Raw genomic sequence first — 26,518 nt, forward strand, 5'->3', positions numbered from 1 at the left:
AGCCACGCAGGGGCGCGGCGACCAGTGAGCCTGCCGGACTCAAGGTTCCTAGCGCTGCTGCAGACGCAACTTGACTCCCGCCAGATGGCGCCGACTCACTTGTGGCGACTGGTCAATGCCGTCAAGTTCCACAAACCAGCTGCCATCTGCGGCGCGGCGCAAACGACGCACGTGATTGAGGGCGACCAGTGTGTTGCGGTGCACCCGCACAAAATCATCAACCAGTTCGCTCTCCAGATCCTTGAGAGCCTCCTGCAACAGCAGCTCGCGTTGCGGTGCTACCGCGAGGACATATTTCTGCTCGGCTATAAAACAGCGTACCTCTGCAATGGACAAAGCTTCAATGCCGCGGTGGCCATTACTGCTGACCTGGGTGCGTCCTACCGGCATGCCACCGTCAAGCGCCTCCAGTTGAACCCGGTTTACGCGTCCGGCTACCGTCAGGGCGCGCGCAAGCTCCGCTTCCCGTACCGGCTTCAGCAAGTAGGCCACCGCCTGGTGACGCAGGGCCTCCAGGGCGTGTTCTTCATAGGCGGTACAAAATATAACCGCCGGTGGCTGCGCCAGGGTATCCAGGCGCGCGGCCACCTCCATGCCGTCGATCCCCGGCATGCGGATATCCAACAACAAAAGAGCTGGCTGTTCCCTCACCAGCAGGGCCAGGGCCTCCTCGCCGGAGGACGCCTCCAGCAATACGGCATCCGGCCGCAGTCGGGCCAGCAGCCGCAGCAGCCGCTGCCGCGCCAGGGCTTCGTCGTCTACCAGCAGTATCTTCATCCCGCGACCTCAACCGGGTAACTCAGTCTGGCCTGGAAGTGTCCGCCAACCGTGCTGAGTTCCAGGCTGGCGTCGTCGCCAAATAACGCCTGCAGGCGCTGGGAAATATTGGCAAGCGCAATGCCCGCACCCTGACTTTCGGAGGACGTGGCGTGCACCGGATTGCGCACCGTCACCTGCAACCGCTGGCCACAACGCGCCAGGCCGATTGCAATCACACCGCCTCCCTGCAAGCGCGAAATCCCGTGATAGACCGCATTTTCCACCAGCGGCTGCAGTACCAGGCTGGGCATGGGCAGGTTGCCAATGCCTTCCTCTACCTGCCATTGCAATTGCAGGCGGCCCTCCAGGCGCAGTTGCTCAATGCCGAGATAAAGCTCACAGAGGCGCAGCTCGTCCGCCACGGTTGTCTCCCGCTCCGATTCCCGCAGGCTGGCCCGGAACAGTTCCGCAAGATCTTCCACTGCCTCTTCCGCACGCTCCGGGTGGCTGGCAATAAGGCTGGCAATGCTGTTTAGCGTATTAAACAGGAAGTGAGGGCGAATGCGCGCCCGCAACGCATCCAGGCGAGCCTGTAGCTCTGAGTGTTCGCGTAGTGTCAATTGTTGCTGGAGATAAAAATAGCGCAGGGCAATGCCTGCCACGAGGGCGGCCATTAACAGGTTGCGTAGCAACCACCAGTAACCGCCGGCTGGGGCCATCAGTTGCGGGTAGAACCATAACAACAACTGGCTGGACACTGCTGTCACCAACAGCACCAGGGTGATACTGCCGCCGGCGGCCAGCACCAGGCTGCGGCTGGCGAAAAAACCGCGCACACTGCACAGCAGCGCCGCGCTGGATAATACCAGCCACTGCACCAGTAGCGACGCCGTCGCGAGCATGTTCCAGTTGAATTCAGGCAAGCCGCTGGCGGCGAGGGTGTAAATCAGTACAAACAGCTCGGACAGCAATACCAGGAAAAAGACCGGACGTGGCGCGCACAAATCCGGAATGAAAAACTTCCCCGAAGCCTGTGAACCCCCAGTGGCCACCGGCCGTTTTGTTACACTCTCCATTAACCTTCCCCACCTCTGCCGATGATATACTTGCACCCTTGCGCAACCTGAACAAGCCAAAAAGTCACCTCAGGGCAATCACCCGACCGGCGACACCACCAACGGGAAAGTGGAAAAACATGAGCAACAACACCGACACCAGCAAATTGTGGGGCGGACGCTTCAGCGAGCCCACCGACCAATTCGTCCAGCGCTTCACCGCATCGGTGGAATTTGACCAGCGCATGGCCCGGGAAGACATTCTCGGTTCTCTGGCCCATGCAGAGATGCTGTGCACCGTTGGCGTGCTCAGCGCCAGTGAGCTGACGCAAATTCACGATGGCATGGCGCAGATCAGCCAGGAGATTACCGACGGCAGCTTCCAGTGGTCGGTAGAACTTGAAGATGTGCACATGAATATCGAGGCGCGACTGACCCAGCTGATTGGTATAACCGGCAAGAAACTGCACACCGGGCGCTCGCGTAATGACCAGGTCGCCACCGATATCCGTCTGCACCTGCGCAGCGCAATCGACCTGATCGGGGCCGAGCTTACCCGTCTGCAGCAGGGCACGATTACCCTGGCCGCCGCCAACTGCAACACCATCATGCCGGGTTTCACCCACTTGCAGACCGCACAACCGGTCGTATTCGGGCACCACCTGCTGGCCTGGAATGAGATGCTGGAGCGTGATTATGGCCGCCTGATGGACTGCCGTGAGCGCCTGAACCAGTGTCCGCTGGGGGCCGCGGCACTGGCCGGCACGACCTACCCGATTGAGCGCGCACAAACCGCCGCCACGCTGGGATTTGATCGCCCCACCGAAAATTCTCTGGATTCGGTGTCCGACCGTGATTTTGCCATTGAATTCTGTGCTTTTGCCGCCCTGCTGATGACCCATATGTCACGCATTTCAGAGGAACTGGTACTGTGGGCATCAGCCCAGTTCAACTTTATCGAATTACCCGACCGTTTCTGTACCGGCTCTTCAATCATGCCGCAAAAGAAAAACCCCGACGTTCCCGAACTGGTACGAGGCAAGGTCGGTCGGGTTAATGGCAACCTGATCGCCCTGCTTACCCTGATGAAAAGCCAGCCGCTGGCATACAACAAGGACAACCAGGAAGACAAGGAGCCGCTGTTCGATACCATCGATACCGTACTGGGCAGTCTGCGCGCATTTGCCGACATGATCCCTGCGATGCGTCCCAAAACAGAGCAGATGCGCGAAGCGGCGCGACGGGGATTTTCCACCGCCACCGATCTTGCCGACTATCTCGTCGGCAAGGGCCTGCCCTTCCGGGATGCGCACGAAGTGGTGGGCAAGGCCGTGGGTCATGGTGTTGCTACCGGCACCGACCTGGCGGACATGCCGCTGGCAACCCTGCAGGGTTTCAGCAGCGATATTACCGCCGATGTATTCGAGGTGCTGACGCTCGAGGGCTCAGTCGCCGCCCGTAATCATCTTGGCGGCACCGCGCCACAACAAGTAGCGGCAGCCGCGGAGCGCGCAATGGCCCTGGTTGAGGCCCGCTCGGTTAGCGGCGAGTGACGACACGCAGGCCTGGTATTTATTCCCGGGAAACACATCCGGCCCGCCCTCAGTGGACGGCGCCCGAAGGCGTGAAACGAAGGCTGGCCTGGAAGATGATATCCGGGCCTGTTGCGACTGCCACATCCTCAACCACACTGATATCGAGCGCCCAGCGAGGGTTCATTTGCCAGCGCCCCCCCACGCTCAGCAGCAACGCAGTATCGCCCAGCGCCGCAAGTCGGCTTTCCATCGGTGCGCTGTGGCTATCGAGCTGCACAATCAATGACAGGGCATCAAGTGCTCTCCAGTTGAGCCCCGCGCCGGCAAACCAAAGATTACGTTCCTGTGGGTTTGCCAGCACGCGTGAGTGGCCGGCACGCAGGTAGCCGGCCTGGGCGTGTGCACTGAAAGGACTCCCGGCCGGTACCCAGCCGGCGCGCAAGGCAATAAAGCCATCTTCCGCACCGCTACCCAGCAACTCGCGTTCCCGGCCGGTGGCGAATTTGTAGCCTAGCCCCGCGCTGAGTTGCAGTGAACTGCCGGTGAACAGGGTGCGGTTCAGCGCCAGGGTGATGTCGCCAACACCACTGGCATCATCAGTCAGGGCAAACCGGCTACCGACTGCCCTGTAGGAAAAATCGAGTAAATCGCGGGGTACCCGGGAGCGACCGCCGTCCGGCATGCGCCAGAGGTCGTGCCAGTTATCGATCGCACTGTCCAGCGAGCCACCGCTGTGGCCGAGCCAGGGCACCTCCAGCTGTAGCTCCCAGCCCGGGCTGAAGCCATAACGCAAATCCATCGCGACCCGATAGGTTTCGCCGTCCAGGTTCAGTGCTTCGCCATTGTCACTGTCCAGAACAAAATGACTGGCAATACTGCCGTGCATAGCGAGCTGCCAGTCCCCCTCCGCCGCCAGCGCGGCCGAGCGCGGTGACGGCAGGCCCAACAGGCCCGCTACCGGGCTCAGGTTTTTACTGTAAAGCGGCTCTGCACCCCGGGCCGGCAGCGCCACCAGCGGCAACACTGTCAGTAAAGCGAAAAGGCCCGCGCGCAGCCCTGTCGCGGTATAGCCACGGTAGTGGCCTGGTGAGCCTGCCTGATACCTTGCGCATCTCATGCGATAGTTCCTTTGCTGTTACCCAAAAGTCTGTTGCCTGCCTGCGGCCATGACAACAGTATTCTTGCCCGCAAGCTACTCCGGCGTACGCAGAACGCTGATTCTGTCCGGGATTCGGGTATACTCCGCATTTTTGCAGACTGGGTTCGCCGTGACAAAACAACCACGTTCCACTGTGCTGCCCGCTACCGTACTGGCTACCGCGCTTGTGGTCCTTGCCGGCTGCGGCCAGTCGGGACCATTACAGTTACCGCAGCGCGAGCCCCAGCCGGCCATCGTGCCGGTGGAAAATGAGATTGACGCAGCTGCAGCCGAAGCTGCCGCGGTTGATCCAATCGTTCGGCCCGACGCGACGGCGCCCGACGCGACGGCGCCCAACAGTCAACCGCCCACATACCCGAGTGAGTAAAGCCTGACATGGACAGTTTCAGCTACCGCGACAACGCCCTGCACGCGGAAAACATTGCGGTTGATGCCATTGCGGAAAAGTTTGGCACCCCCTGCTATGTGTATTCCCGGGAGGCGCTGGAACAGTCTTTCCGGGCCTACCAGGACGCCCTTGCCGACTGGCCGCACCTGGTCTGTTATGCCGTCAAGGCCAACTCCAACCTGGCGGTACTGGACGTACTGGCACGTCTTGGGGCGGGCTTTGACATTGTCTCGGTGGGAGAGCTGGAGCGTGTCGTGGCGGCGGGCGGCGATCCTGCCAAAATCGTATTTTCCGGCGTCGCCAAGACGCCGGCGGAAATGGCGCGGGCACTGGAGCTTGGCATTCACTGCTTTAATGTTGAGTCAGCCGCCGAGCTCGACGTACTGAATCGGGTAGCCGGTAATATGAACCTGCTGGCACCCGTATCGATACGGGTCAATCCCGATGTGGACGCACGCACCCATCCCTACATTTCCACCGGTTTGCGGGAGAATAAATTTGGTCTGGGCGTCGATGAAGCCATCGCCCTGTACCGGCGTGCCGCACAACTGCCGCACCTTGAAATCAGGGGCCTGGACTGCCACATCGGCTCCCAGCTTACCGAGCTGAGCCCGTTTATTGACGCCCTGCGCCATTTGCTGGTTCTCATAGACAGGCTTGAAGCGGAAGGCATTATCATCCGTCACCTGGACCTCGGCGGCGGCCTCGGCGTGCGCTACCGGGATGAACAGCCGCCGGCCATCGCCGATTATATCGGTGCAATCCGCGCCGAGCTGGGCACCAGGCAGCTGCCGCTGGTGTTTGAACCGGGGCGGTCCATTGCTGCAAACGCGGGCCTGCTGTTGACCAGAGTGGAATATGTGAAGCAGACCCCGGAACACAACTTTGCCCTGGTCGATGCCGGCATGAACGATATGATCCGCCCAGCGCTGTACCAGGCCTGGCTGGATATCCAGCCCACCCGGCGCCAGGAAGAAGGCATCAACGCGCACTGGGATATCGTCGGTCCGGTCTGTGAAACCGGCGACTTCCTCGGCAAGAACCGGCCGTTGACTCTTGCAGACGGGACTTTACTGGCGATGTTTGGGGCCGGTGCCTATGGTTTCAGCATGAGCTCGAATTACAACAGCCGACCCCGGGCGGCGGAGATCATGGTGGACGGCGACCAGATGCACCTGGTGCGCAGGCGGGAGAGCATTTCCGACCTCCTGCACCTCGAACAGACTCTGCCTGGTTAGCGCGAAGGTGCCCACATGTTCCTGAAATTCACCAAAATGCACGGCGCCGGCAACGACTTCGTGGTCATTGACCTGATCAGCCAGCGGTTCCGGCCCCGAGCCCGGGATATACGCCTGCTGGCAGATCGCCACTTCGGTATCGGTTGTGACCAGGTCTTACTGGTGGAACCCCCTGACAGCCCGGATGTCGATTTTCGTTATCGAATCTTCAACGCCGATGGCGAAGAGGTTGAAAACTGCGGCAATGGCGCACGCTGTTTTGCGCGCTTTGTTCATGATCAGCGACTGACCAACAAGCGCATCATCCGCGTTCAGACAGCAGCCGGTGTGCTCGAGCTGCGCCTGCGGGATCAGGGACGGGTCGAGGTGGATATGGGCCGTCCCGTTTTTGCCCCGGATGCGATACCCCTGCGGGCAGCGCAACAGGCGCTACACTATTCCCTGGATGTGGCTGGTCGCCAGCTCGAGTTTGGCGCTTTGTCCATGGGTAATCCACACGCCATCCTGCGGGTGGACAGCGTGGCGCAAGCCGATGTTGCAACGCTGGGGCCCCTGATCGAGAACCACCCCTGCTTCCCGGCGCGCGCCAACGCGGGTTTCATGGAAATCGTTTCCGGGCAGGAGATCCGCCTGCGGGTCTTTGAACGGGGCGCGGGGGAGACGCTGGCCTGTGGCACCGGTGCCTGTGCCGCCGTGGTTTACGGAATAACCCGGGGCTGGCTGCGGGATACCGTGACAGTTCACCTGCCCGGAGGTAAGCTTGAAATCAGGTGGGCAGGGTTGGAGCAGCCGGTTATCATGATCGGACCCACAGCCTCAGTGTTCGAAGGCAGTATGAAAATCTGAAGCCGCAACGCGGCTACCGGAATCAGGGAGCAATCACCACATGCCAGCCAGAAACGACCAGCTTGCTGCAACAGACGGCACCACGCTCTCGGACGAGCAGGTGCGGGACTACCTGAAAGAACACACTGATTTTCTCCAGCGTCACCCGGATATGCTCGACTTCCTGCAGGTATCCCACGCCTCGGGCAGTGCCGTGTCACTGGTCGAAAAACAGGTCAGTGTACTGCGCGAGCGCAATATCGACATGCGCCAGCGCCTTACGGCATTGACCGCCAACGCGCGCACCAATGATGCACTCTACGAGCAGACCCGACATATGATTCTCGGCCTGCTGGAAGCCAACTCGCTGGCCGCCCTGTGCACCACATTTCACCGCCGGATGCGCGAGGACTTCAAGGTAGAGCATGCCAGCATTATTCTTTTCAGTGACCGCCATACTGCCTCCCGGGAAGTCCGTATCGAGAACGCCGAGCGCGCGCGCATTGAAATCGGTGCCGTCTTGCGCGGTCGCAAGGCCATCTGTGGCGCGCTGCGCAAGGACGAACTCAATTACCTGTTCCCGCAGGCGGGCGAGGTGGGATCAGCCGCCGTCATGCCATTGCTCAGCGGCGCTGACGAGCTCGGCATTATTGCGGTGGGCAGCTCTGACGCCAACCGCTACAGTAGCAACATGGGCACCCTGTTCCTGCAGCATATTGCCGATGTACTTGTGCGTGTGCTGCCCCGCCTCAACCCGACAAGCGGCTGACAGCAATGGCTACTCCTTCCCTGCAGGCCAGTACCGAGGAGTTCATCGACTATTTGCGGGATGTTCGCCAGCTGTCCGGACACACTATCAGCAACTATCGTCGTGATCTGGCAACGCTGCTGGAGTACTGCAGCGGGCGCGGTCACGACCACCCGGAACAGATACACGAAGCGGATATTCGCGGTTGGGCCAGCCTGCTGCATCGTCACGGCCTGGCCGGAAGCAGTATCCAGCGGGCACTATCGGCGGCGCGCTCTTTCTTCAATTACCTGGGGCGCGTGCAGGGCCATGCCCGTAACCCGGCGGCTGGTGTGCAGGCACCACGACAACCGCGACGCCTGCCCAAGACCCTTGATGCCGACCAGGTGAACAAGTACCTGGAGTTCAGCGGCGATGACCCCATGGTCCTGCGCGACAGTGCCATGGCGGAACTTTTTTATTCCTCCGGGCTGCGCCTGGCAGAACTGGTGGCGGTGAACATTGACGACATCGACCGCCATTCACAGCTATTGGTAGTGACCGGCAAAGGCCGCAAATCGCGCACAATCCCGGTCGGAAAGGTGGCGCTGGAAGCAATCGAGCGCTGGCTGGCGGCGCGCCCTCCCAATCCCGATCCGGCCCTGTTCACCAGCAACCGCGGCTGCCGCATCAGCGTGCGCAATATACAGGCGCGGCTCAAGTTACAGGGCCGAAGGGCCGGCATGTACCAGGATGTGCACCCGCACATGCTGCGCCATTCCTTTGCCAGCCACATGCTGGAATCCAGCGGCGACCTGAGAGCCGTGCAGGAATTGCTGGGGCACGCCAACATCGCCACTACCCAGATCTATACTCACCTGGATTTCCAGCACCTGGCCAAGGTCTACGACGCCGCCCACCCCCGGGCCAAACGGCGGCAGCGCAAACAGGATTAAAGCCATGAAGATCGTCGCAATCACCTTTGACCTGGATAATACGCTGTGGGACGTCGAACCGGCCCTGCTACGGGCGGAACAGGCCCAGCGCGAGTGGTTGTTACAGCACCGTCCCGGCAGTATCGAAGCGTTTGATCACGAGACACTGTGGGAATTCAAGAAATCCCTATGGAAGCGCCACCCGGAACTCATTCACCACGTCAGCAACATGCGCATTCGCATGCTCTACGAACTGCAGCGGGCGGCGGGGTATGACGAAGCGGAGGCGCGAGCCGGGGCTACCAAGGCGTTTGCCGCCTTCCTGGCCGAGCGCCACCGGGTAGAGCTGTACGAAGAGGCGCTGGAAATCCTGCAGTTGCTCGCCAGGGACTATCGACTGGGTGCCCTGACCAATGGCAATGCCGATATCTACAAAACGGATGCAGGGGAGTATTTTGACTTCGCCTTCCTGGCGGAAGAAATCGGCGCCAGCAAGCCGGCACCGGACATCTTCCATGCGGCGATCGCCCTCACCGGACTGGAGCCCGGGCAAATTGTGCATGTGGGTGACAATCCGGACCACGACATCGTGGGTGCGCAATCCGTGGGCATGCGTACTGTCTGGATCAACCCCCGGGGCCTGCCCTGGACTGAAGACGCACCGGCGCCCGACGGCGAGGTACACAACCTGAAACAGCTACCCAGGGTCATTGCCGGCCTGGCCCTGGGCAACAGGGCCTCTGGGGATACCGGGCAGAGCTACTGAACCGCTGGCAAATCAGCTCAGATGGCTTCCTCGCCGGTCTCACCGGTGCGAATACGGATAACCTGCTCCATCGCAGTTACGAAAATCTTGCCGTCACCGATCTTGCCGGTGTTGGCGGCGCCGATTATTGCTTCGATGGTAGCCTCTACCTGATTCTCGCCAACGGCAATTTCCAGCTTGAGCTTGGGCAGGAAATCCACCACATACTCGGCGCCCCGGTACAGTTCGGTATGGCCGCGCTGGCGACCGAAGCCCTTGACTTCAGTCACGGTGATGCCCTGAACACCAATGTCTGACAGAGCGGCGCGCACGTCATCCATTTTGAACGGTTTGATAATTGCGGTAACCAGTTTCATCCGGTGAGCTCCAGTAAGATGACAGATGCGCCATTATGGAAGCCGGCCAGAGAATCGCAAGGGGGAAGCATAAAAAAGGGGGCCCGAAGGCCCCCAAAAACACGCATTGTAACAATGCGCCCGCAAGACTATTTCTGTGCTACAAACTCCGGATAGGCTTCGAGGCCACACTCGGACAGATCCACGCCCTCGTACTCTTCTTCCTCGGAAACCCGCAGGCCCATAGCGGCCTTGATCACGCCCCAGGTGAGAAGGCTGGCACCGAATACCCAGACGAAGATAACCAGCGTACCGACCAGCTGGCCGACAAACGTCGCATCGGGATCGGACAACAGGACCGCGAAGATACCCCAGATACCCACGACACCGTGCACCGAAATGGCACCCACGGGATCGTCGATCTTGATCTTGTCCATTGCCACGATGCTGAATACCACGATCGCACCGCCGATGGCGCCGATAATGGTTGCGAGCAGTGGTGAAGGATCGGCAGGCTCAGCGGTAATCGCCACCAGGCCGGCCAGGGCACCGTTCAGGGCCATGGTGAGGTCGGCCTTGCCAAACAGCAGGCGCGCCAGCAGCAGCGCGGCAATCAGGCCACCGGCGGCGGCAGCGTTGGTGTTAAGGAACACGTTGGCCACTTCGTTGGCGACACCAATACCACCCAGTTTCAGGGTAGAGCCGCCGTTGAAGCCAAACCAGCCCATCCACAGGATGAAGGTACCCAGGGTTGCCAGTGGCATGTTGGCACCGGGAATGGGCTGCACCGTGCCGTCGGCGCGGTATTTGCCCTTACGGGGGCCGAGCAGGATCACACCGGCCAGAGCCGCAGCGGCACCCGCCATGTGCACGATACCTGAACCTGCATAATCGCTGTAGCTCAGTTCGCCGATGAAGGGAACGGCTTTGCCACCCCAGGTCCAGCCGCCTTCAATCGGGTAAATGACACCCGTCATCACCACGGCGAAGGCCAGGAAAGCCCACAGCTTCATGCGCTCGGCCACCGCGCCGGACACAATCGACATTGCAGTGGCTACAAACACCACCTGGAAAAAGAAGTCAGAGGCACCGGAGTACACTGAGTCGCCGTCAAAACCGGCCTCGGCCGAAGCGACCAGCACCTGGGCGATGGCAGCGTCATCCATCTGGGCAACGGTCGTCACACCAGACAAAAAGAAACCGCCGTCGTACATGAACTGGTAACCGCAGATCAGGTACATCGTAGAGGCCACCGCGAACAGGGCCACGTTTTTGGTCAGGATTTCAGTGGTGTTTTTGGCGCGAACCAGCCCGGCCTCAAGCATTGAGAAACCGGCTGCCATCCACATCACCAGGGCGCCGCACACCAGGAAATAAAAGGTGTCCATCGCATACTGTAGTTCAAAAATCTGGTTTTCCATGGGAATCACTCTCGTTAGATAGTCTCGATGGATTTAGATGGCGTCTTCGCCGGTCTCGCCGGTACGAATACGAATCACCTGTTCCAGGGCGGACACGAAAACCTTGCCATCACCGATCTTTCCGGTGTTGGCGGCTTTGGTGATCGCCTCGATTGTCTTGTCGATCATCGATTCCGCCACCGCGACCTCGATTTTCACTTTGGGAAGAAAGTCGACAACATATTCAGCACCCCGGTAAAGCTCGGTATGCCCTTTCTGGCGACCGAAGCCCTTGACCTCGGTGACAGTAATACCCTGCACGCCGATCTCGGATAGTGCCTCGCGTACGTCATCCAGTTTGAATGGCTTGACGATAGCCGTGATTAATTTCATACGTATCTCCTGCTATAAACAGGGCGCCCGGGGGGCGCCACTAGGTTCAGTCCCTGAGTACTCAGAAGCTTTTGGAAATGGAGAACACCAGGCGATCATCAGCCTGTTCGACATCGTCGAGATCAGTGCCGATCAGGGCCAGGGCAAAATCGACAGCCAGTGCGCTGTAGCCCAGGGTGACGCTGTAATCCATGTAGGAGTCGGCACCGTCTTCCCAGAAATCGTCCTGATCGGTATCGGTATAACCGATGCCGAGATCCAGTGACACGACCTCTGTGAGGCTGAGGGAGTAGCCCGCTGAGTAGTAAATGTACTTGGGGCCGTCATCGCCGAATTCGTTGGAGTAATTGATACCGGCACTGAGGCTTTCATAGCTGAGGCCTACCGCGAATTCCAGGTAATCGAACTCTGAATCACCTTCGTAATCGTAGTAAATGAAGCCGACATCATAACCAAGTCCACCCGCTGTCTCACTGGAATAGCCGCCGTAGTAATCCATCTCGGTAGAGCCGTCACCGTCAAAGTCAACGTTGGAAGCCCATATGCCGGCATACAGGCCCGATTCGCCTGCCCAGTCGAAGCCGCCCTGGATAGCGCCGCGCTCATCGGTCTGGGAGATGCCACGGAAGGTATAGTCGGTTGCCAGCGTTACATTGGCGCTGATCTCTGTTTCGGCAGAAGCCGACGCCGCGCCTGCAAGCAGGACCATGGCAACGGATACGGGTAGCAGTTTCTTTTGCAACATGTTTCATTCTCCTTGGGTTAGCGCTCGGGCGGCCGGGCTAGCGCACCGGTCACGCTCGTTGACACATTTTGTCAATCTCGCAACCAGTGTTTAGCAGAGGGTGTGCCAGAAAATGTAAAAAGCTTTCAAAACAGTGGCTTAGTGTTATTTCCTGGTGCCGGGGAGAGCCTGGACCAACGCGCCAGCCCACTGAGTCCGCACCAAGAGAGTGCGTGGCACGTTAATGGTGCAAACAGATGATCTGTGCCTTCGGCAACAAATCCACTACACTTCCGTCAGTGACAATAACCTCGCGGGCAAATGACTGATGGCACAAAAACCCCCACCACTGAGCGACATTTTTCAACAGGTGAACGACCTGGTGAACAATTCCGAACTGAGGTCAGAGGTGGACAAAAGCGTTCGCGCCCTCGCGCAGTCGGCCATGGGCAAGCTGGATGTCGTGAGCCGGGAGGAATTTGATGCCCAGGCTGCAATCCTGCAGCGCACCCAGGCCAGGGTCGCCGCGCTGGAAGCCGAGCTGGAAGCTTTGACACGAGAACTGGAGGCAGGCCAGCAATAACCCTGACTACAACGGAAGCCCCTGTGCAGGGGCGGCTCAAGGATGAGCAATGGAACTCTCTGTTATCTACAGTCGTGCCACGGCCGGCATTGAAGCCCCGCTGGTGCAGGTTGAAACCCATCTTGGCAATGGCCTGCCCGCCTTCCACATCGTAGGGCTGCCCGAGACGGCGGTACGCGAAAGCCGCGACCGGGTGCGCTGCGCCATCCAGAATTCCCATTTCGAATTTCCCGATCGCCGTATTACCGTCAACCTCGCACCCGCCGACCTGCCCAAGGAGGGTGGCCGCTTTGATCTGCCCATCGCCCTGGGCATACTCGCTGCATCGGGCCAGCTGCGCGCCAAAAACCTGGGCGCGCATGAATTTGTCGGAGAGCTGGCGCTGAGTGGGCAGATCCGCCCGGTGCCGGGCATCATCCCGGCAGCCCAGGCATGCACCGCAATGGGGCGACAACTGGTTGCACCGGCGGACAGCGCGGCCCTGGCGGCCGTTGTGGCGGACAGCCGGATCATTGCCGGCACCGACCTGCTGAGTTTATGTGCGCACCTGAATGGTCGCCATCCGCTGCAGCCGGTCGCCGCAACCCCGATCGTTGACAACCCCGCCTGTTATCCCGATATTGCCGATGTAATCGGCCAGGATTATGCCCGCCGGGCACTGGAGATTGCTGCCTGTGGCGGCCATAACCTGCTGTTCTGTGGGCCGCCGGGCACCGGCAAGACCCTGCTGGCAAGCCGCTTACCCGGGATTCTGCCGCCGCCCGACCTCGAAGAGGCTCTTACCTGTGCCGCGCTACACAGTTTTTACGACAGCACCGGCACTGACCATCTCTACCGCAGGCCCTTTCGCAATCCTCACCATAGCGCCAGCGCCGCCGCCCTGGTCGGTGGCGGCGCCAAGCCCAGGCCAGGTGAAGCCAGCCTGGCCCATGGCGGGGTATTGTTTCTGGATGAGTTACCCGAATTCAGCCGCCAGGTGCTGGAAATGTTGCGCGAACCCATGGAGGCAGGGGCAATCACCCTGTCGAGAGCCAACCACAAGTTTACCTACCCCGCACGCTTTCAGCTGGTGGCGGCGATGAATCCCTGTCCCTGCGGCTATAACGGCGATAGCCAGCGTCATTGCCGCTGCACACCGGACCAGATCCTGCGCTACCGACACCGTATATCGGGGCCGCTACTGGATCGGATTGACCTACAGGTAACCGTGCCACGACTGGCGCCCCGGGCGCTGCTTGCACCCGCGACCCACGCCCAGGGCTCCGCGGAAATGAGGGCAAGGGTGATCGGCACCCGCGAGCGGCAGTTACGGCGCCAGGGCTGTATCAATGCGGTGCTGGCAGACCCACAGTTTAGCGAGGTATGTGCGCTGGCACCCCCGGTCAAGCACTACCTGGAGCAGGCCGCAACCGCCATGCAGTTATCCGGACGCGGTTTGCACCGCAGTATGCGGGTGGCGCGCACCCTCGCCGACATGGCGGAAAACGACACCATCGCGGAAAGCCATATCGCCGAGGCCCTGGCCTTCCGCCAGGAAGACAGCGCTTAATCGGCAGCACCCCGGGTAGAAGGGGGAAGCGGAACAACCCCCATGAACTTGCATTGCACAATGCGAAAGCGACTGCTGACAAACGCCAGGTCCGCCAGGCAGGCGTTGCCGGCAGGGTTAAGCCCGGTTACGTGGTAGTCAGAATAGGCCGCCGCGAAATTGATCGGCATACCCGTAAGGTTACAGGCTACAGAGGCACCCGCATTGTGATAGGCCTCCACCGCATCCCCCAGGAATACGGGGTCGCTGGAATACACATGGGAGGTAATGGCGCCACATTCCCGGGCATTGGCAGTGGCATCCCGCAGGCAGGCCTCGGCCGATTCGTTGGCGATAATGAAGGATACCGGGCCGAAGACTTCTTTCCGGTACCAGTCGCGATCCGCTCCCGTAGCTGCGATGACCAGGGGAGTCGCGGTGCGGGCAACAGGGTAACCCGGGTTGGTATAAGGTGCCGAATCCCTGAGTACGCGGCCCTCGGCAATCGCCAGTTGCCGATAGTGATCAACGTTGGATAGTACCGAGGGATCAAACAGGGTACCGCAGAGCGTCGCAGCGGCGCGTGGGACGGCCAGCCAGTCGTCCACCGCAGCGCAGATGGCCGCTGCCACTTCCTGGTGCGACACCTGTTTACCCGCTACCTTGATCCCCTGGGCGGGAATATGGATATTCTGCACACTGGTGCACATCTGGGCCGAGGCCTGGCACAGGGAATGTGCAATCGCCCGGGCTGTCGCCGCAAGGTCCTCGGTGGACTCCACCACGACCGAATTACAGCCTGCCGTCTCTGTATACACCTGCTTTCCAGGGCAGTTCCGTTCCAGCCAGGTGCCGAAGCGGGGGCTGCCGGTAAAGTCGATAATTGCCGTATCAGGATGCTCAACCAGGGCGATCGTGGCCGGCGCTTCCCGGGTATCGGCTGCCAGGGTGACCAGATTCGGATCAAACCCCGCGTCGCTCAGTACTTCGCGACATACCCGTGCAACCAGAGCCACCGGCAGGGTTGCGGCCGGGTGCGGCTTCAATATCACCGGATTACCCGTGGCCAGCGACGCACACAACGCCGGATAAGTGTTCCACAAGGGGAATGTCGCACAGCAGATCACCACGCCTATACCGCGGGGCACCAGCCGGTATTGTTTATCCAGGCTGGCCACGCCGTCAGCGCCAAACTGGCGTTCCCAGTGCGCGGTAGCAGGCACATCGGCCATTGCCTTGTGCGCATAGGCCAGGGCCTCAAGGCCACGGTCAAGCGCATTGGCGCCACTGCCGGCAAAGGCCATGACATAGGATTGCCCCGAGGTATGCATGGTCGCGTGGGCGTTTTCGAACAACTGCTGGCCGCATCGATGCAGGATCTCCAGGCACACTCCCACGCGCTCGTTGGGCGATGCGGCTGCCCACGCAGGCCGCGCGCTGTTGATTGCCGGAAACAGTTGTGCGGGATCCACCCGCGGATAACGCACGCCCAATGGCTCCCCGGTATAAGGTGAAATTTCCTCACCCACCTGCTCTGTTTCACCAGGTTGTTGCAGGATAAAATCGTTGTTGAGCATGGCCTCGAACCGGGCCTGTCCCTCGGCCGGTTTGGCTTCGCCGTGAATCTTGCTGCTCGGGCTTTCCGGCCAGCCGCTCCAGGCATAACGTCGGGCGCAGGCATCCAGGGCCTTATCCAGCAGGGTTGCATGTTGTTCAAACCAGGGGGGCATGGTAAATCTCCAGAAAGCCACGTTGTTCTCAACACGATAACAGTGCCACAAAGCGGTCTGTTTATGCAACCGAGTTTGGGGTGAAGCCACCCCACCGGGGTTTACCATGGGCTGGATTTCCCTCTCCTTTTTGTTGAACCGGGTCAGCGTGCGTCTTCTTCCTCGTTGTACACGTGAAAGTACAGCGCCGGGATCAGGATCAGCGTCAGCAGCGTGGCTACCACAACGCCGCTGACCAGGGTCACGCCCAGAGGCTTCAGCGCCGGCTCGAACACCAGCGCGCCACTACCGAACACCACGGTGCCGGCGGTCAGGAGGATCGGGCGTGTCCGCACCAGGCCCGCGCTGATCAGCGCGTCGCGCAGTTGCATACCCTGGTCAAGGCTGAGGCGCGTGAAGTCCACCAGTAACAGCGCGTTGCGTACGACGATACCGACCAGCGCGATGACCCCCAGCACTCCCAGCCCGGCGATATCCAGCCTGGCAATCCAGTGCCCGGGTATGACCCCGATGAATACCAGCGGAATCGGGATCATAATAATCAAGGGCATGCTGTAAGAACCGAACCAACCGGCCAGGACGACATAGATCAGTAACACCACGACTACCCCCGCCACGGCAAGATCGCGATAGACCTGTTGCGTCATCGCCCACTCTCCCCCCCAGTACAAAGCGGTTTCATGATCACCGGCCGGCACGCCGATCCATTTGATTTCCGGCATGGTATCGAGCCGCTTCTCGAGTTGCCTGATAATATCCCGCTGCACCGAAACCGGCTGGCTTACATCGCGGTTGACCCGCGCAGCGACATATACGGTAGGCAATTGTTGGTGGCGGTGACGGTTCGCGTCCCAGGACTGCTCATCGATATCGACCAGGTCCGGCAGCGATACCAATTCCCCGGAATGGCTCTTCACATACAATCCTGCCAGGTCGCTGGCCCAGTTGCGCAAGCCCTGCTCCAGCCGGACGACGACCGGTAGCGGATAGCGCTCATCCGGCAGGTCCAGCGCAGCCACGGTGCGCCCGGTCAGGGCAAGTTGCACCGCCGCGGCTATGCGGGCCGGGGCCACACCATGCGCAGCGGCGCGGTTCAGGTTCACATCCAGCCGAGTTTCCGGTCCGGTGAGCTTGGGGAAATGCTCGATGGCACCAATAGCCTTGTGCTGCTCGAACAGCTGTGTGATGACATCGGCCAGGTCATCACGCTGTTGAATATCCTCGCCCACGATCTCAGCCTGGATATCATTATCGCTGGATGGACCGGATGGGATACTACGAACCCAGGCGCGGCCGCCGAAAGGCTCGAGTAGCGCCGGCAGCTGCTCGAAGGCCAGGTCCCGACTGATCTCAAAGCTCATTCGCTCGCGCTTTTCCGTGGGAGGAAGCTGTACATAGAGACTGGCGCGATGCGAGGAAGCGACCGGGATGTCTGGCGGACCTGGTGGCGGAACAATCAGCGGACCTCGCATACCCGCAAACAGTGTATAGGCTTCAACTTCGGGATAGCTGTGCAGCTTCCGTCCCACCACCGACGCCGCGGCCAGCGTTTGTTCCAGCGGGCTCCCGGGCGGCAACTCCAGCTCCACCACAAACACATCACGATCCAGAATCGGCACCAGCGTAAGCTGCACGGCCCGCAGGCCCACCATCGCAATACTGGCGACGAACAAAACGACCAGCACCAGGTAGAGTAGCCAGCGCAGGGAAGCCGAGTCGAAAAAACGCTGCAGTGCCCTGCGGTAGGCATCGCTGAGTCGACTGTGCGGCAAATCGCTTTCGTCGGCGGTCGCGCCCTGCCCGCTGTCGTCGTCGCCATCCTCCCGGCTGTCCCCGGGTTCCCCGCCTCCGGAAGAGGAGGAACCCAGGATGCGATAGGCGACGTAAGGCGTCACAGTCAGCGCAATAACCAGCGAAAATGCGATGGCAAGCGAAGTCCCGATCGGTATGGCCCGGGTATACTGGCCCATCTCGCCGGTAATGAAAGCAGTCGGCAGGAACGTGACGATGATCAGGAATACCGCGATTATGGTCGGGTTACCCACTTCGTCGACCGCCTTGACCGCCAGGTTGCGGCTGCTGTTGCCGGCTCGACGAAAATGCCGACGAATGTTTTCCATGATGATCACGTTATCATCGGCCAGCAAGCCGATGGCCAGGATCATCGCGGCGATTGAGACCGGGTTAAGCGTGTAACCCAGCCAGAGATAGGCGGCCGGCACAATGGCGAGACTGGACGGCAGCTGCAGTGAGACCCCCACTGCGGCTCGCCAGCCGAGCCCGATCAATATGATGGCGACGACGGTGACGGTCGCGGTCGCAAAATTTTCCAGCACGCTGACTACGGTCTCGGTGGCCATGGCGCCGGCATCATGTGCGATCGTGAGCGCGACTGTCGACGGCAGCAGCGTTGCGGCCAGCTCGTCGAGCCGCTTCAGGGCTCGCGCGGTGACGGCGCTGATATTGGCATTGGGCACACTGGTCAGCGCCAGGCTGATCGCCGCAACCTCACCGTCGGAACCGCGTTGCCAGTGCAGACTGGCCGATTCGACCGGCGCCGGGCCGTCCACAACAGCGGCCACATCGCGCAGGTAAACCAACCCGGCAGGACCGGCCCCTACCTGGATCCGTTCCACATCGGCTACCGTAGCCGGTAGCGAACCCACCTGAACCCGGCGGGTGCGGTCGCCCCTGAGTGGTTCAGCCGGCAGCCGCAGAGTCGCCGCCTCAATCGCTTCCGCCAACTGCAGCAACCCAATCTGGTGCGCCGCGAGTTGCGCGGGACGGGGCTGGACCTGGACCTGGCGTGGCTGCCCGCCGAAGACCTCGACACTGCGCACCCCCGGTACCTGCTCCAGCTCGGCAACCATTTCTTCGCCAATACGTCGAAGCTCGTCACTGCCGAGCCGGGCACTCGAGAGTGTCGCCATCAGACCGACCAGGATCTCGTCACCGACAGTGCGAATACCAACCGGACCTGCACCCGCCGGCAGCAGGTGCAGATTGCTGTCGACGACTTCGGACAGCAGGGTATATGCATCGGAGTCGCTCAAACCGGTAACAAACTCGACGTCGACCAGCGCCGCGTCGCTGGAGGCAACCGAGCTGAACTCCACGACCTGCTCGAGCTGACTGATCCACGCGCCGACCGGACGTGCCACCAGTTCGTCGACACGTTCGGCCCCGGCGCCCGGGAACGGGATAACCAGCCGGGCGATGGGCACTTCAATTTCCGGGCGATCCTCGCGCGGAGTCATCGCCAGTCCCCAGGCACCGGCAAGCAGCGTGCCGATGACAATCAACGGAACCAGCTTCGAGTCAATCAGCCGATCCGCGACGCGTCCGGCGAAACCCAACTCGCTCATGACCCGTCCAGCCGGACCCGTTGGCCGTCGGCCAGCGAATTTACCGCCTCGCCCACCACCACGCGCTCACCCACCGACAGGCCATGCAGAACATGCACCCGACCAGGCACCTGTAGGTCACCCGGTGGCGCAATGGATATCCAGCGCAGGTACACGCGCAGCTGCCCCCGGTTATCGGGCTCCACCACAAACACGCCATCGAGCTGGCCCCTTGGTAACACGGCCGAGTCGGGAATCACCATGAACCCCCGGGTCGACCCTGCCGCGGGTAACTTGATCTCGACGACCATGCCGGGAGCAAGGCCCGGCGGAGGCTCATCGATGACCAGCCGCAGCCGCTGCCCGACACCAGGCTGTTCAAGTGCCGGCAACAGCGCCTGGATCCGCCCGCTCATGCGCTGTTCGACACCCTCGGCGCGCAGCTGCAGGGTTGCACCGGACAACAGCCGCGCGCCGGTGTCCTGGCCGATGGCGGCGTTGATCTCCAGTCGGCTGCGGTCCTCGAAGATCACCAGAGGCGGGCCGGGCGCGACGAAGGTGCCAACATCGGCCAGCACTTCGCTGACCACACCGGCAAAGGGTGCCCGCAGCATGGCGTAATCAAGGTTCACCTCGATAGCGGCCAGTTCGGCTTCGGCCTGTTCCAGGCGCCGGCGCGCATCTTCGGCGGCGAGCTCAACCTCCTCCAGCCGGGCGCGGGCGATCAGCTGCTGCTCGAACAGGCGCTGGAAGCGTTCCCGATTGCGATTTGCGGTATCCCGGGCCGTTGTCGCCGCCTGACGCGCCAGGCGGGCGGCACTCAACGCAGCTTGCAGGTCGCGCGCGTCGACCCGCAGTACCGGCTGCCCGGTCTCTACGGAATCTCCTGCCTCAACCAGCACTTCTTGCACGCTACCGGCCTGGCGGGTGCCGAGCCGGGCACGCCGCACCGGCGCGACGACTCCCGCGGCCCAGAATGTGGCTTCGGTGGAGCGGGATTCTACGCTGGCAACCTGCACCTCCATTGGCAAGGCGCCGGCGCCTGACTCGCTGTCGCCCGCGCCGGAATTCGAGTTGTCGCCGCAGCCGGGAAGAAGCGCCAGCATCGCGGACAAAACCAGGCATTGCTTCCTTCGCGGTTTTATTGATTGTTTTAACAGGAGACTCATGGCGGTGCATCTCCCTCATCGGCCGGCAGCGCCAGCCGATAGCGCTCTGCCGCGAGCAAAGCCTTGAATCGGGCATTGATCTCGCGCGTTCGGGCAGCCAGCTCTTCGGCCTGTGCACGCAACAACGCGGTGATGTCGTCCAGGCCTTCGGCATAGCGCGCCTCAGTCAGCGCGAGCGCTTGCTCTGCATCCAGCACGCCTTTGCTGACGCTCTGCCAGCCCAGCACTTCGGCTGTCCACTCAGCATGGGCAGTCTGTGCTTCAGCCCAGGCCTGCTGGCGCAGGGCACGCAGGCGTACGCGCGTCTCTGCTTCGGTTGCCTGAGCTTCGTCGAGCGCGCCAATCTGGCTAAAACCCGCAAATAGTGTCCAGCGCAGGTGCACGGCCAGCAGCCAGCCGGTTTCATCGAATTCCAGCGGATCATTGCCATATAGACGATCGTAGCGGGCATAGAGATTGATATCCGGCAGCCAGGCGGCACGTGCGCGCCTGACCCCGAATTCGGCCGCCTCCAGGCCTCGCTCCAGAGCCTGCAGATCACGACGGTTTGACAGTGTTTCCTGGTTGATGACTACCTCGGGTTCCGGAACCCGCGGCTGCGGAACCGGGTCGGTCAGGACCAGCTGCGCGTCGCCGTCCATGCCCAGTATCCGGCGCAGCATCGCGTGGGCCGAGATAACGCTGGCATCCGCGAGGGCAACCCGTGCCTCCATTTCGGCAACACGGGTGCGCGCACTGAGTACATCCACTGGCGCAAGCAGCTCCTGCTCGAAGCCGGCCTCGGCCTGGCGCAAGGCGCGCAAGGCGGTGGCCAGACCCTTCTGCTCGGCCGCCACCTGCCGGCCGGCGGTACGGGCACCAAAATAGGCCTCGACGACCGCCACGTCGACCTCCCGGCGACTTCTGTGCAAACTCAGTTCCGCCGCATCCAGCGCGCTGCCCGCCTGGTGATGAGCGTTCCACGCACTAACATTGACCAGCGGCTGTACCAGCTGGATGCCCGCGACCTGGCCTTCCGCCGGGCCGAGTCCGCGCGCTCCAAACAATGCGGGAAACCCGGATGCGATGCCCGGCGGGTTGTCCAGTAACGAAGTATCCAACCGCAGGTGCGTGGCACTCAGGCTGATACGGGGCGAAAAGCCCTGGCGACTGCGTATCCGCGCGCCCTCGGCACGTGCTTTGCGCGCCCGATCAATTGCGATCAGGGGATTATCGGCCCGGGCAACTGCCAGGGCACGGTCAAGCGACAGTGCCGTTTCTCCGCTACCGGCCCCCGATTCCGTCGCTGCAATTCCAGAGGTGGCGAGTGCCAGCAAACCAAATGCGGCCAGGCATAGGCCGGGGATTGATTGAGCGCCTTTCGATTGAATCCTGTGAATCACTAAAGCTTCCGCCTTGTCCCGATTTTGGGCCGCCAGGGGGCCGGGATCATCGTCTTGCCTGAATGAGTATAGAAGTACAGGAAATTTCTGCGGGCAGATCTTATCAGAGCCTGCAGCAGCGTTACGGAGTAGCCCCTTTATTCAACCCAGACGGGTACGGAGCCAATGGTAAAATCAACATGGTGGGCGCGCAGTTCTTCACCGCAATGGCTGCACACGACCTCGCCGTGCAGGTTTTCCCCGCACAGGGTGTGGGTCAGGCACATGGGACGACCATTGCCGGCGGGGTCACACCACTTGTCACCCCATTGCAGCAGTGACAAAAAGTAGGGAAACATGTCCCAGCCCTTCTCGGTCAGCGTGTAGGCATAGCGCACGGGCCGCTGCTGGTAGGGGCGGGCGGCAAAAACACCCTGCTTGACCAGGAACCGTATGCGGTCCGAGAGAATATTGGTGGCCACCGGCAACTCACGGTGAAACTCGTCAAACCGCTCAAGCCCATGAAAGGCCAGCGCGATCACATTGGCCGTCCAGCGATCGCCCACCAGGTTAATCAGGTTGCGGTAGACACTGCGCTCGCTGGGCACGTCCGCGGCCGACAATGAAGACCGGCGGCGCACCTTTTTGTCGCGCGCGTCCCTGGTCGCACCGGGCCCGGGATGATAACTGACATCTCGCCCGTGTACAGGCTGGCGGCAACTACCACACCGCATCCGGGTCACCAGGTTGTGGCTACAATTGCGGTGAAAGAGATGAACCTTGCCGGACGCCGGTGGCGGATAGTAGCGCTCCTCCCAAACAACCGCCATCAATGAGCTGTGATACAGGTCTATGGACTTGCGGGTCAGGTGGTAAACCGGGTGGCGCTGACCTGTACCGGCATCCCGTTTGCGCAGGCAGTCCACCGATTGCAGCCATTTCAGGCGATTGGACAGCACGCCACGAGAGACGCCAGTGGCCTCGAGCATACCGCCGAACGTGTTAATACCCCAAAACACCTCCTGGATAATGAGAATGCACCATTTGTCACCCATCTGGTCCAGGGCACGATTGATGGAACTGGCGCGGGTCAGGAGCTGGGTCACGACAGGTACCCCTTCATTGCTGCCTGCGCTTTTGCCGGTGCGTCAATGACATTCAAAGTCCAGTACCAGGGACAGGTCTACCTCGTGGCCCTGCCCGAGGCTGATACTGCCTTTACCGCGCAATAACAGTTCGTCGTGGTGCAGGCGGATAGCCTCGTCATCCCCCATGAGCACAAAGGTGCCATTGGTTGACAGGTCGGTGAGCACGAAAAAACCGCGACGAAATTCAATGGTCGCATGCGTGCGCGAGACCCACTCGGCATCCACCCTGACATCCCGCGTTGGCTCGCGGCCCAGAACCAGGGGTGGCGAGGTATCGCCAAGCTCGGTCACTCCCCCCGCATAGCGCAGTATCAAACAGGTGTTGCCGGTGGAGTCTTCCTGTTCATCCAGGCCCTGGAACGAGGTGGTATTACCACTCTCTTCCTGCCAGATGATATCCATTACGTCAATTGGCTCGCGACTACCGGCGATATGCACCTTACCGAGACTGCGGCTGACGATATCGGCGCACGGGACAAAGCCCTGCAGGCTCGCTGCGGTCGTCACAATCTGGCCGCGATGGGCCAGCCCTACCATACGGGCCGCCGTGTTGACGGCAGCCCCGAATACATCGCCACCGTCCTCAAGCAGCACCTGGCCGTGATGCAACCCGATACGCAGGCCCACGCGCTCGCGGAGGAACTGGGTGTTTCCGGAAACACCCTGCTGCATCTCAACCGCCGCGCGGATACCGTGGCTGGCCGCGGGAAAGGTGGCCATGATTTCGTCGCCGATGGTCTTGACCACACGACCCTGGTGACGCTGCACGCTATCGGCGCACAATGTCAGCATGTGGAGAATGGTCTCGCGCGCGAATTCATCCCCACGTTGCTCGAACAGGCTGGCGCTATCGGTGACGTCCGCAAAAAGGATGGTAAGTGGCTCTCGGCTCATAGGCAAAGATAATAGGGGAAAGTCTGCGCTGCCTCCACCGATTTACGGCGGCCCTGCAGCAATCTTTTCAAGGGTCTACGGATAAGGTTGGTTATTGCAGCCCACCCGAAGCAGGCAGGCTGCAACAATTTCATCAGAAACTCTTGGTAAGAGTAACCCCGGCAGTACGCGGCGGCATGTAAAACTCCGAGGTTACGCCAGTAGGGTCGACAATACGGTTGGAAATCTGCAGCTCATCATTGAGGTTTTTACCCCAGACATCCACGCTGAGGGAACCGTCAGCGCTGGTCCAGCTGACATTGGCGTCAACCATCGCCACACTTTCCTGGCGTTCCACCTCGCGATTCTGGGGCCCGCTGAAGTAATCATCCTTCCAGCTGTAGCTGCCGCCCACATCCACAGTGCCGCCATTGTTGAGTGCAACCCGGTAATTGGCTGTCACAGTGAGTGACTGGTCAGGCGCAAAGGGAAGGTCGTTACCAGACAGGTCCAGGCCATTGGAGTTGATGAATTCATCAAACGTGGCCTCGCTCCAGTTATAGCTGGCATTCACCGTGAGATTTTCCAGCGGCATGACATCAATCGATGCCTCAAACCCGCGCGACTCTGCCTGGGCATTCAGTAGCACCAGCAGGAAACGGTTGTTGAGCTCAAACACCTGCAGGTCTTCGTAATCCATATCGTAGTAGGAGAAGTTGAGTTGCAGGCGATTATCCAGCCAGGCCGACTTCATGCCCACTTCCCTGTTCTCCACCACTTCGGGGTCCACCGATTCCGTTGCGACACTGGGCAGGTTAGTCTGCGACTGGAAGGCGCCGCTCTTGAAGCCCTCGGAATAGGTGGCATAAAGCATCAGGTCATCGGTGGGCCGCCAGGTCAACGACAGCTTGTGGGTCACCTCCGACCACGAATCCTCCGCCGACACCGGTGCCGGAAAAGAGGGCAGGATAAGTGGCACACCGGAGGGGGTGGTGCCCAGCAGGTCCTGCGCGTCCTGGGTGATTTCCTTTTCATCCTCGGCCCAGCGGACACCGTAGGTCAGGGTCATCTGCTCAGTGAAGTCCCAGTCCACCTGTCCGTAAACGGCGTAGCTGGTGGTGGTGTTGTCCTGTTCGAACAAGACATCGCCTACAGCAGCCAGCCCCAGCCCCTGCAGGGGAGTACTGTACTGGGTGTAAAACTCCTCGGCACGCTCGACATCTTCCTCCATGAAAAACAGCCCCCCCAACCAGTTCAGTGTGTCGGTATTACCGGCCACCCGGAACTCCTGGGAAAACTGTGAGGCGTCTTCATCGGCACCGTTAATCACGTTACCGGGGACGGTGAAAAAGCCCGGGGGGAGTGGCACACCGGGAGGCGATGGCGCATCCAGATCGTTCAGGGGAACACCGGTGAGGTCATCCACCCAGGTGTATTCACTGGCGCGCCACGCGGTGATGGACGTCAGCATCGACCAGCCCATATCGTACTCGAGGCGGGCCATGAGTCCGTGAATTTCCCGCTCCTGGTCAGTATCAAACTGGGTGGCGCAGTTGCGGTCATCGGCCATATAACTTTCGGACATGCCGATACGCCAGAACGGGGCGAGACCCGCAATCGCGTTGTCAACATTCTGGATATGGCGGCAGGGACCGTTGGTTTCGTCGCGGCTGTAGTCACCGCTCAGCAGCAGGTCGGCACGCTCGCCCAGGTCGAACATGAGCTGGGCGCGGAAGCTGACGTTTTGGGCGTCATCCAGCTCTTCGCCGGCACCGGCGGCGCCGACGCTCTCGCCGATAATCGGGCTGCTGCCCAGGTTACCCGAGGTTGCAATCTGGTCTTCGGTGATGACGTTCTGCCCAAAGCCATCGCGCTCACGATAGGAATACACCAGTTTACCGGCGATATTATCGGTTATACCGCCAGTCAAAAGGCCCTGGAAATGGCGCAGCCTGTCAGTACCTAATGAAACCCGGACCTTGGCCTCGGTTTCCTGGGAAGGGCGTGACGTCACGATATTGATCGCGCCCCCATTGGTATTCTTGCCGTAGAGCGTACCCTGGGGCCCCCGCAGGATTTCGACCCGCTCCAGATCAAACATGTCAAAACCGACGCCGCCGGTACGGCCTATGTAGACTTCGTCCAGGAACACACCCACGGCGGGGTCGCTGGCAGCGGAATCGGAACTGTTGCCGATACCACGGATATAGATGCGCGGCTCCCCAATACCGAATTGATTGAACGTGAGCCCCGGTGTACGGAAGGCGATATCGTTGAGGCTACTGATCTTGCCCACCTCAATATCGCTGCCGGCGAGGGCCGCAACCGACAGGGGCACATCCTGGATACTCTGGGCGCGACGTTCTGCGGTCACAACCACCTCTTCCAGCTGTTGCTGGGCAGAGGCCATCATGGGCAGGGACGCAGGGAGCAGAACCAGGGCGGAAATGGCGATACGAAGCTTGTTATTTTTCATGGCAACCTCTTACGGGATAATGGTTTATTCAGTCAATCAGTCTGGATCAACTCTTTCTATTGCGCCA

Annotated in this window: 23 protein-coding genes; 9 read left to right on the forward strand and 14 right to left on the reverse strand. The window is 60.9% G+C overall.

Annotated features, from left to right (window positions below; all coding sequences use genetic code 11):
* Nucleotides 1-48: 48 nt before the first annotated feature.
* Nucleotides 49-777, reverse strand: a complete 729-nt coding sequence (locus tag CWI75_RS02060; protein ID WP_101519791.1) for a LytR/AlgR family response regulator transcription factor — start codon at nt 775-777, stop codon at nt 49-51.
* Nucleotides 774-1,835, reverse strand: coding sequence for a sensor histidine kinase (locus CWI75_RS02065; protein WP_101519792.1), 1,062 nt, complete (start codon nt 1,833-1,835; stop codon nt 774-776). The genes CWI75_RS02060 and CWI75_RS02065 overlap by 4 nt, the downstream gene beginning before the upstream one ends.
* A gap of 119 nt (nt 1,836-1,954) precedes the next feature.
* Between CWI75_RS02065 and argH the strand changes: the two genes are divergently transcribed.
* On the forward strand, nt 1,955-3,367 hold the full coding sequence (gene argH, locus CWI75_RS02070) for an argininosuccinate lyase (RefSeq protein WP_101519793.1): 1,413 nt from the start codon (nt 1,955-1,957) through the stop codon (nt 3,365-3,367).
* Nucleotides 3,368-3,416: 49 nt separating this feature from the next.
* Here argH and CWI75_RS02075 read toward each other — a convergent pair whose 3' ends face one another.
* Nucleotides 3,417-4,466, reverse strand: a complete 1,050-nt coding sequence (locus CWI75_RS02075; protein WP_101519794.1) for a DUF3187 family protein — start codon at nt 4,464-4,466, stop codon at nt 3,417-3,419.
* A 151-nt stretch (nt 4,467-4,617) separates the two neighbouring features.
* Between CWI75_RS02075 and lptM the strand changes: the two genes are divergently transcribed.
* The 6 genes from lptM to CWI75_RS02105 are packed head-to-tail and all read left to right on the forward strand — an operon-like array spanning nt 4,618 to nt 9,387.
* Nucleotides 4,618-4,875, forward strand: a complete 258-nt coding sequence (gene lptM, locus CWI75_RS02080) for an LPS translocon maturation chaperone LptM (protein WP_146003528.1) — start codon at nt 4,618-4,620, stop codon at nt 4,873-4,875.
* An 8-nt stretch (nt 4,876-4,883) separates the two neighbouring features.
* Nucleotides 4,884-6,134, forward strand: a complete 1,251-nt coding sequence (gene lysA, locus CWI75_RS02085) for a diaminopimelate decarboxylase (RefSeq protein WP_101519796.1) — start codon at nt 4,884-4,886, stop codon at nt 6,132-6,134.
* A gap of 15 nt (nt 6,135-6,149) precedes the next feature.
* Complete coding sequence (dapF, locus tag CWI75_RS02090; protein ID WP_101519797.1) at nt 6,150-6,980, forward strand: diaminopimelate epimerase; 831 nt, start codon at nt 6,150-6,152, stop codon at nt 6,978-6,980.
* Between the two features lie 40 nt (nt 6,981-7,020).
* Nucleotides 7,021-7,728 (forward strand): DUF484 family protein, encoded by a 708-nt coding sequence (locus CWI75_RS02095; RefSeq protein ID WP_101519798.1) that lies wholly within the window; start codon nt 7,021-7,023, stop codon nt 7,726-7,728.
* 5 nt (nt 7,729-7,733) lie between these two features.
* Nucleotides 7,734-8,642, forward strand: a complete 909-nt coding sequence (gene xerC, locus CWI75_RS02100) for a tyrosine recombinase XerC (protein ID WP_101519799.1) — start codon at nt 7,734-7,736, stop codon at nt 8,640-8,642.
* A gap of 4 nt (nt 8,643-8,646) precedes the next feature.
* The gene (locus CWI75_RS02105; protein WP_101519800.1) at nt 8,647-9,387 is read left to right on the forward strand and encodes an HAD family hydrolase; all 741 of its coding nucleotides are present in this window, start codon (nt 8,647-8,649) and stop codon (nt 9,385-9,387) included.
* 17 nt (nt 9,388-9,404) lie between these two features.
* On the opposite strand, the gene CWI75_RS02110 is transcribed toward CWI75_RS02105, so the two are convergent.
* From CWI75_RS02110 to CWI75_RS02125, 4 genes are all read right to left on the reverse strand, one after another.
* Entirely contained in the window at nt 9,405-9,743 is a 339-nt protein-coding gene (locus CWI75_RS02110) for a P-II family nitrogen regulator (RefSeq protein ID WP_101519801.1), read from the reverse strand.
* Between the two features lie 128 nt (nt 9,744-9,871).
* Complete coding sequence (locus CWI75_RS02115) at nt 9,872-11,143, reverse strand: ammonium transporter (RefSeq protein ID WP_101519802.1); 1,272 nt, start codon at nt 11,141-11,143, stop codon at nt 9,872-9,874.
* A gap of 33 nt (nt 11,144-11,176) precedes the next feature.
* Nucleotides 11,177-11,515 carry a P-II family nitrogen regulator gene (gene glnK, locus CWI75_RS02120; RefSeq protein ID WP_101519803.1) on the reverse strand — a complete coding sequence of 113 codons (339 nt, stop codon included), beginning with the start codon at nt 11,513-11,515 and terminating at the stop codon, nt 11,177-11,179.
* Between the two features lie 61 nt (nt 11,516-11,576).
* On the reverse strand, nt 11,577-12,260 hold the full coding sequence (locus tag CWI75_RS02125; protein WP_101519804.1) for a TorF family putative porin: 684 nt from the start codon (nt 12,258-12,260) through the stop codon (nt 11,577-11,579).
* 307 nt (nt 12,261-12,567) lie between these two features.
* Here CWI75_RS02125 and CWI75_RS02130 point away from each other — a divergent pair, with 307 nt between their 5' ends.
* Nucleotides 12,568-12,822 carry an accessory factor UbiK family protein gene (locus CWI75_RS02130; RefSeq protein ID WP_101519805.1) on the forward strand — a complete coding sequence of 85 codons (255 nt, stop codon included), beginning with the start codon at nt 12,568-12,570 and terminating at the stop codon, nt 12,820-12,822.
* Nucleotides 12,823-12,871: 49 nt separating this feature from the next.
* Nucleotides 12,872-14,371: a YifB family Mg chelatase-like AAA ATPase gene (locus CWI75_RS02135; RefSeq protein WP_101519806.1), complete on the forward strand. Its 1,500-nt coding sequence runs from the start codon at nt 12,872-12,874 to the stop codon at nt 14,369-14,371.
* Here CWI75_RS02135 and paaN read toward each other — a convergent pair.
* The 7 genes from paaN to CWI75_RS02170 form a co-directional block, all read right to left on the reverse strand.
* Complete coding sequence (gene paaN, locus CWI75_RS02140) at nt 14,368-16,080, reverse strand: phenylacetic acid degradation protein PaaN (protein ID WP_101519807.1); 1,713 nt, start codon at nt 16,078-16,080, stop codon at nt 14,368-14,370. The genes CWI75_RS02135 and paaN overlap by 4 nt on opposite strands.
* Nucleotides 16,081-16,223: 143 nt before the next feature.
* Complete coding sequence (locus CWI75_RS02145) at nt 16,224-19,445, reverse strand: efflux RND transporter permease subunit (RefSeq protein ID WP_101519808.1); 3,222 nt, start codon at nt 19,443-19,445, stop codon at nt 16,224-16,226.
* Nucleotides 19,442-20,593, reverse strand: a complete 1,152-nt coding sequence (locus CWI75_RS02150) for an efflux RND transporter periplasmic adaptor subunit (RefSeq protein ID WP_101519809.1) — start codon at nt 20,591-20,593, stop codon at nt 19,442-19,444. Before CWI75_RS02150 ends, CWI75_RS02145 begins: the two co-directional genes overlap by 4 nt.
* Nucleotides 20,590-21,975: a TolC family protein gene (locus CWI75_RS02155; protein WP_101519810.1), complete on the reverse strand. Its 1,386-nt coding sequence runs from the start codon at nt 21,973-21,975 to the stop codon at nt 20,590-20,592. The genes CWI75_RS02150 and CWI75_RS02155 overlap by 4 nt, the downstream gene beginning before the upstream one ends.
* 137 nt (nt 21,976-22,112) lie before the next feature.
* Nucleotides 22,113-23,060 (reverse strand): winged helix-turn-helix transcriptional regulator, encoded by a 948-nt coding sequence (locus CWI75_RS02160; protein WP_206604611.1) that lies wholly within the window; start codon nt 23,058-23,060, stop codon nt 22,113-22,115.
* 42 nt (nt 23,061-23,102) lie between these two features.
* Nucleotides 23,103-23,996 carry an adenylate/guanylate cyclase domain-containing protein gene (locus tag CWI75_RS02165; protein ID WP_101519811.1) on the reverse strand — a complete coding sequence of 298 codons (894 nt, stop codon included), beginning with the start codon at nt 23,994-23,996 and terminating at the stop codon, nt 23,103-23,105.
* A 133-nt stretch (nt 23,997-24,129) separates the two neighbouring features.
* Complete coding sequence (locus CWI75_RS02170; protein ID WP_101519812.1) at nt 24,130-26,451, reverse strand: TonB-dependent receptor; 2,322 nt, start codon at nt 26,449-26,451, stop codon at nt 24,130-24,132.
* Between the last annotated feature and the right edge of the window lie 67 nt (nt 26,452-26,518).

Source organism: Kineobactrum sediminis, assembly GCF_002868715.1.
GTDB classification, from domain to species: Bacteria; Pseudomonadota; Gammaproteobacteria; order Pseudomonadales; family Halieaceae; genus Kineobactrum; species Kineobactrum sediminis.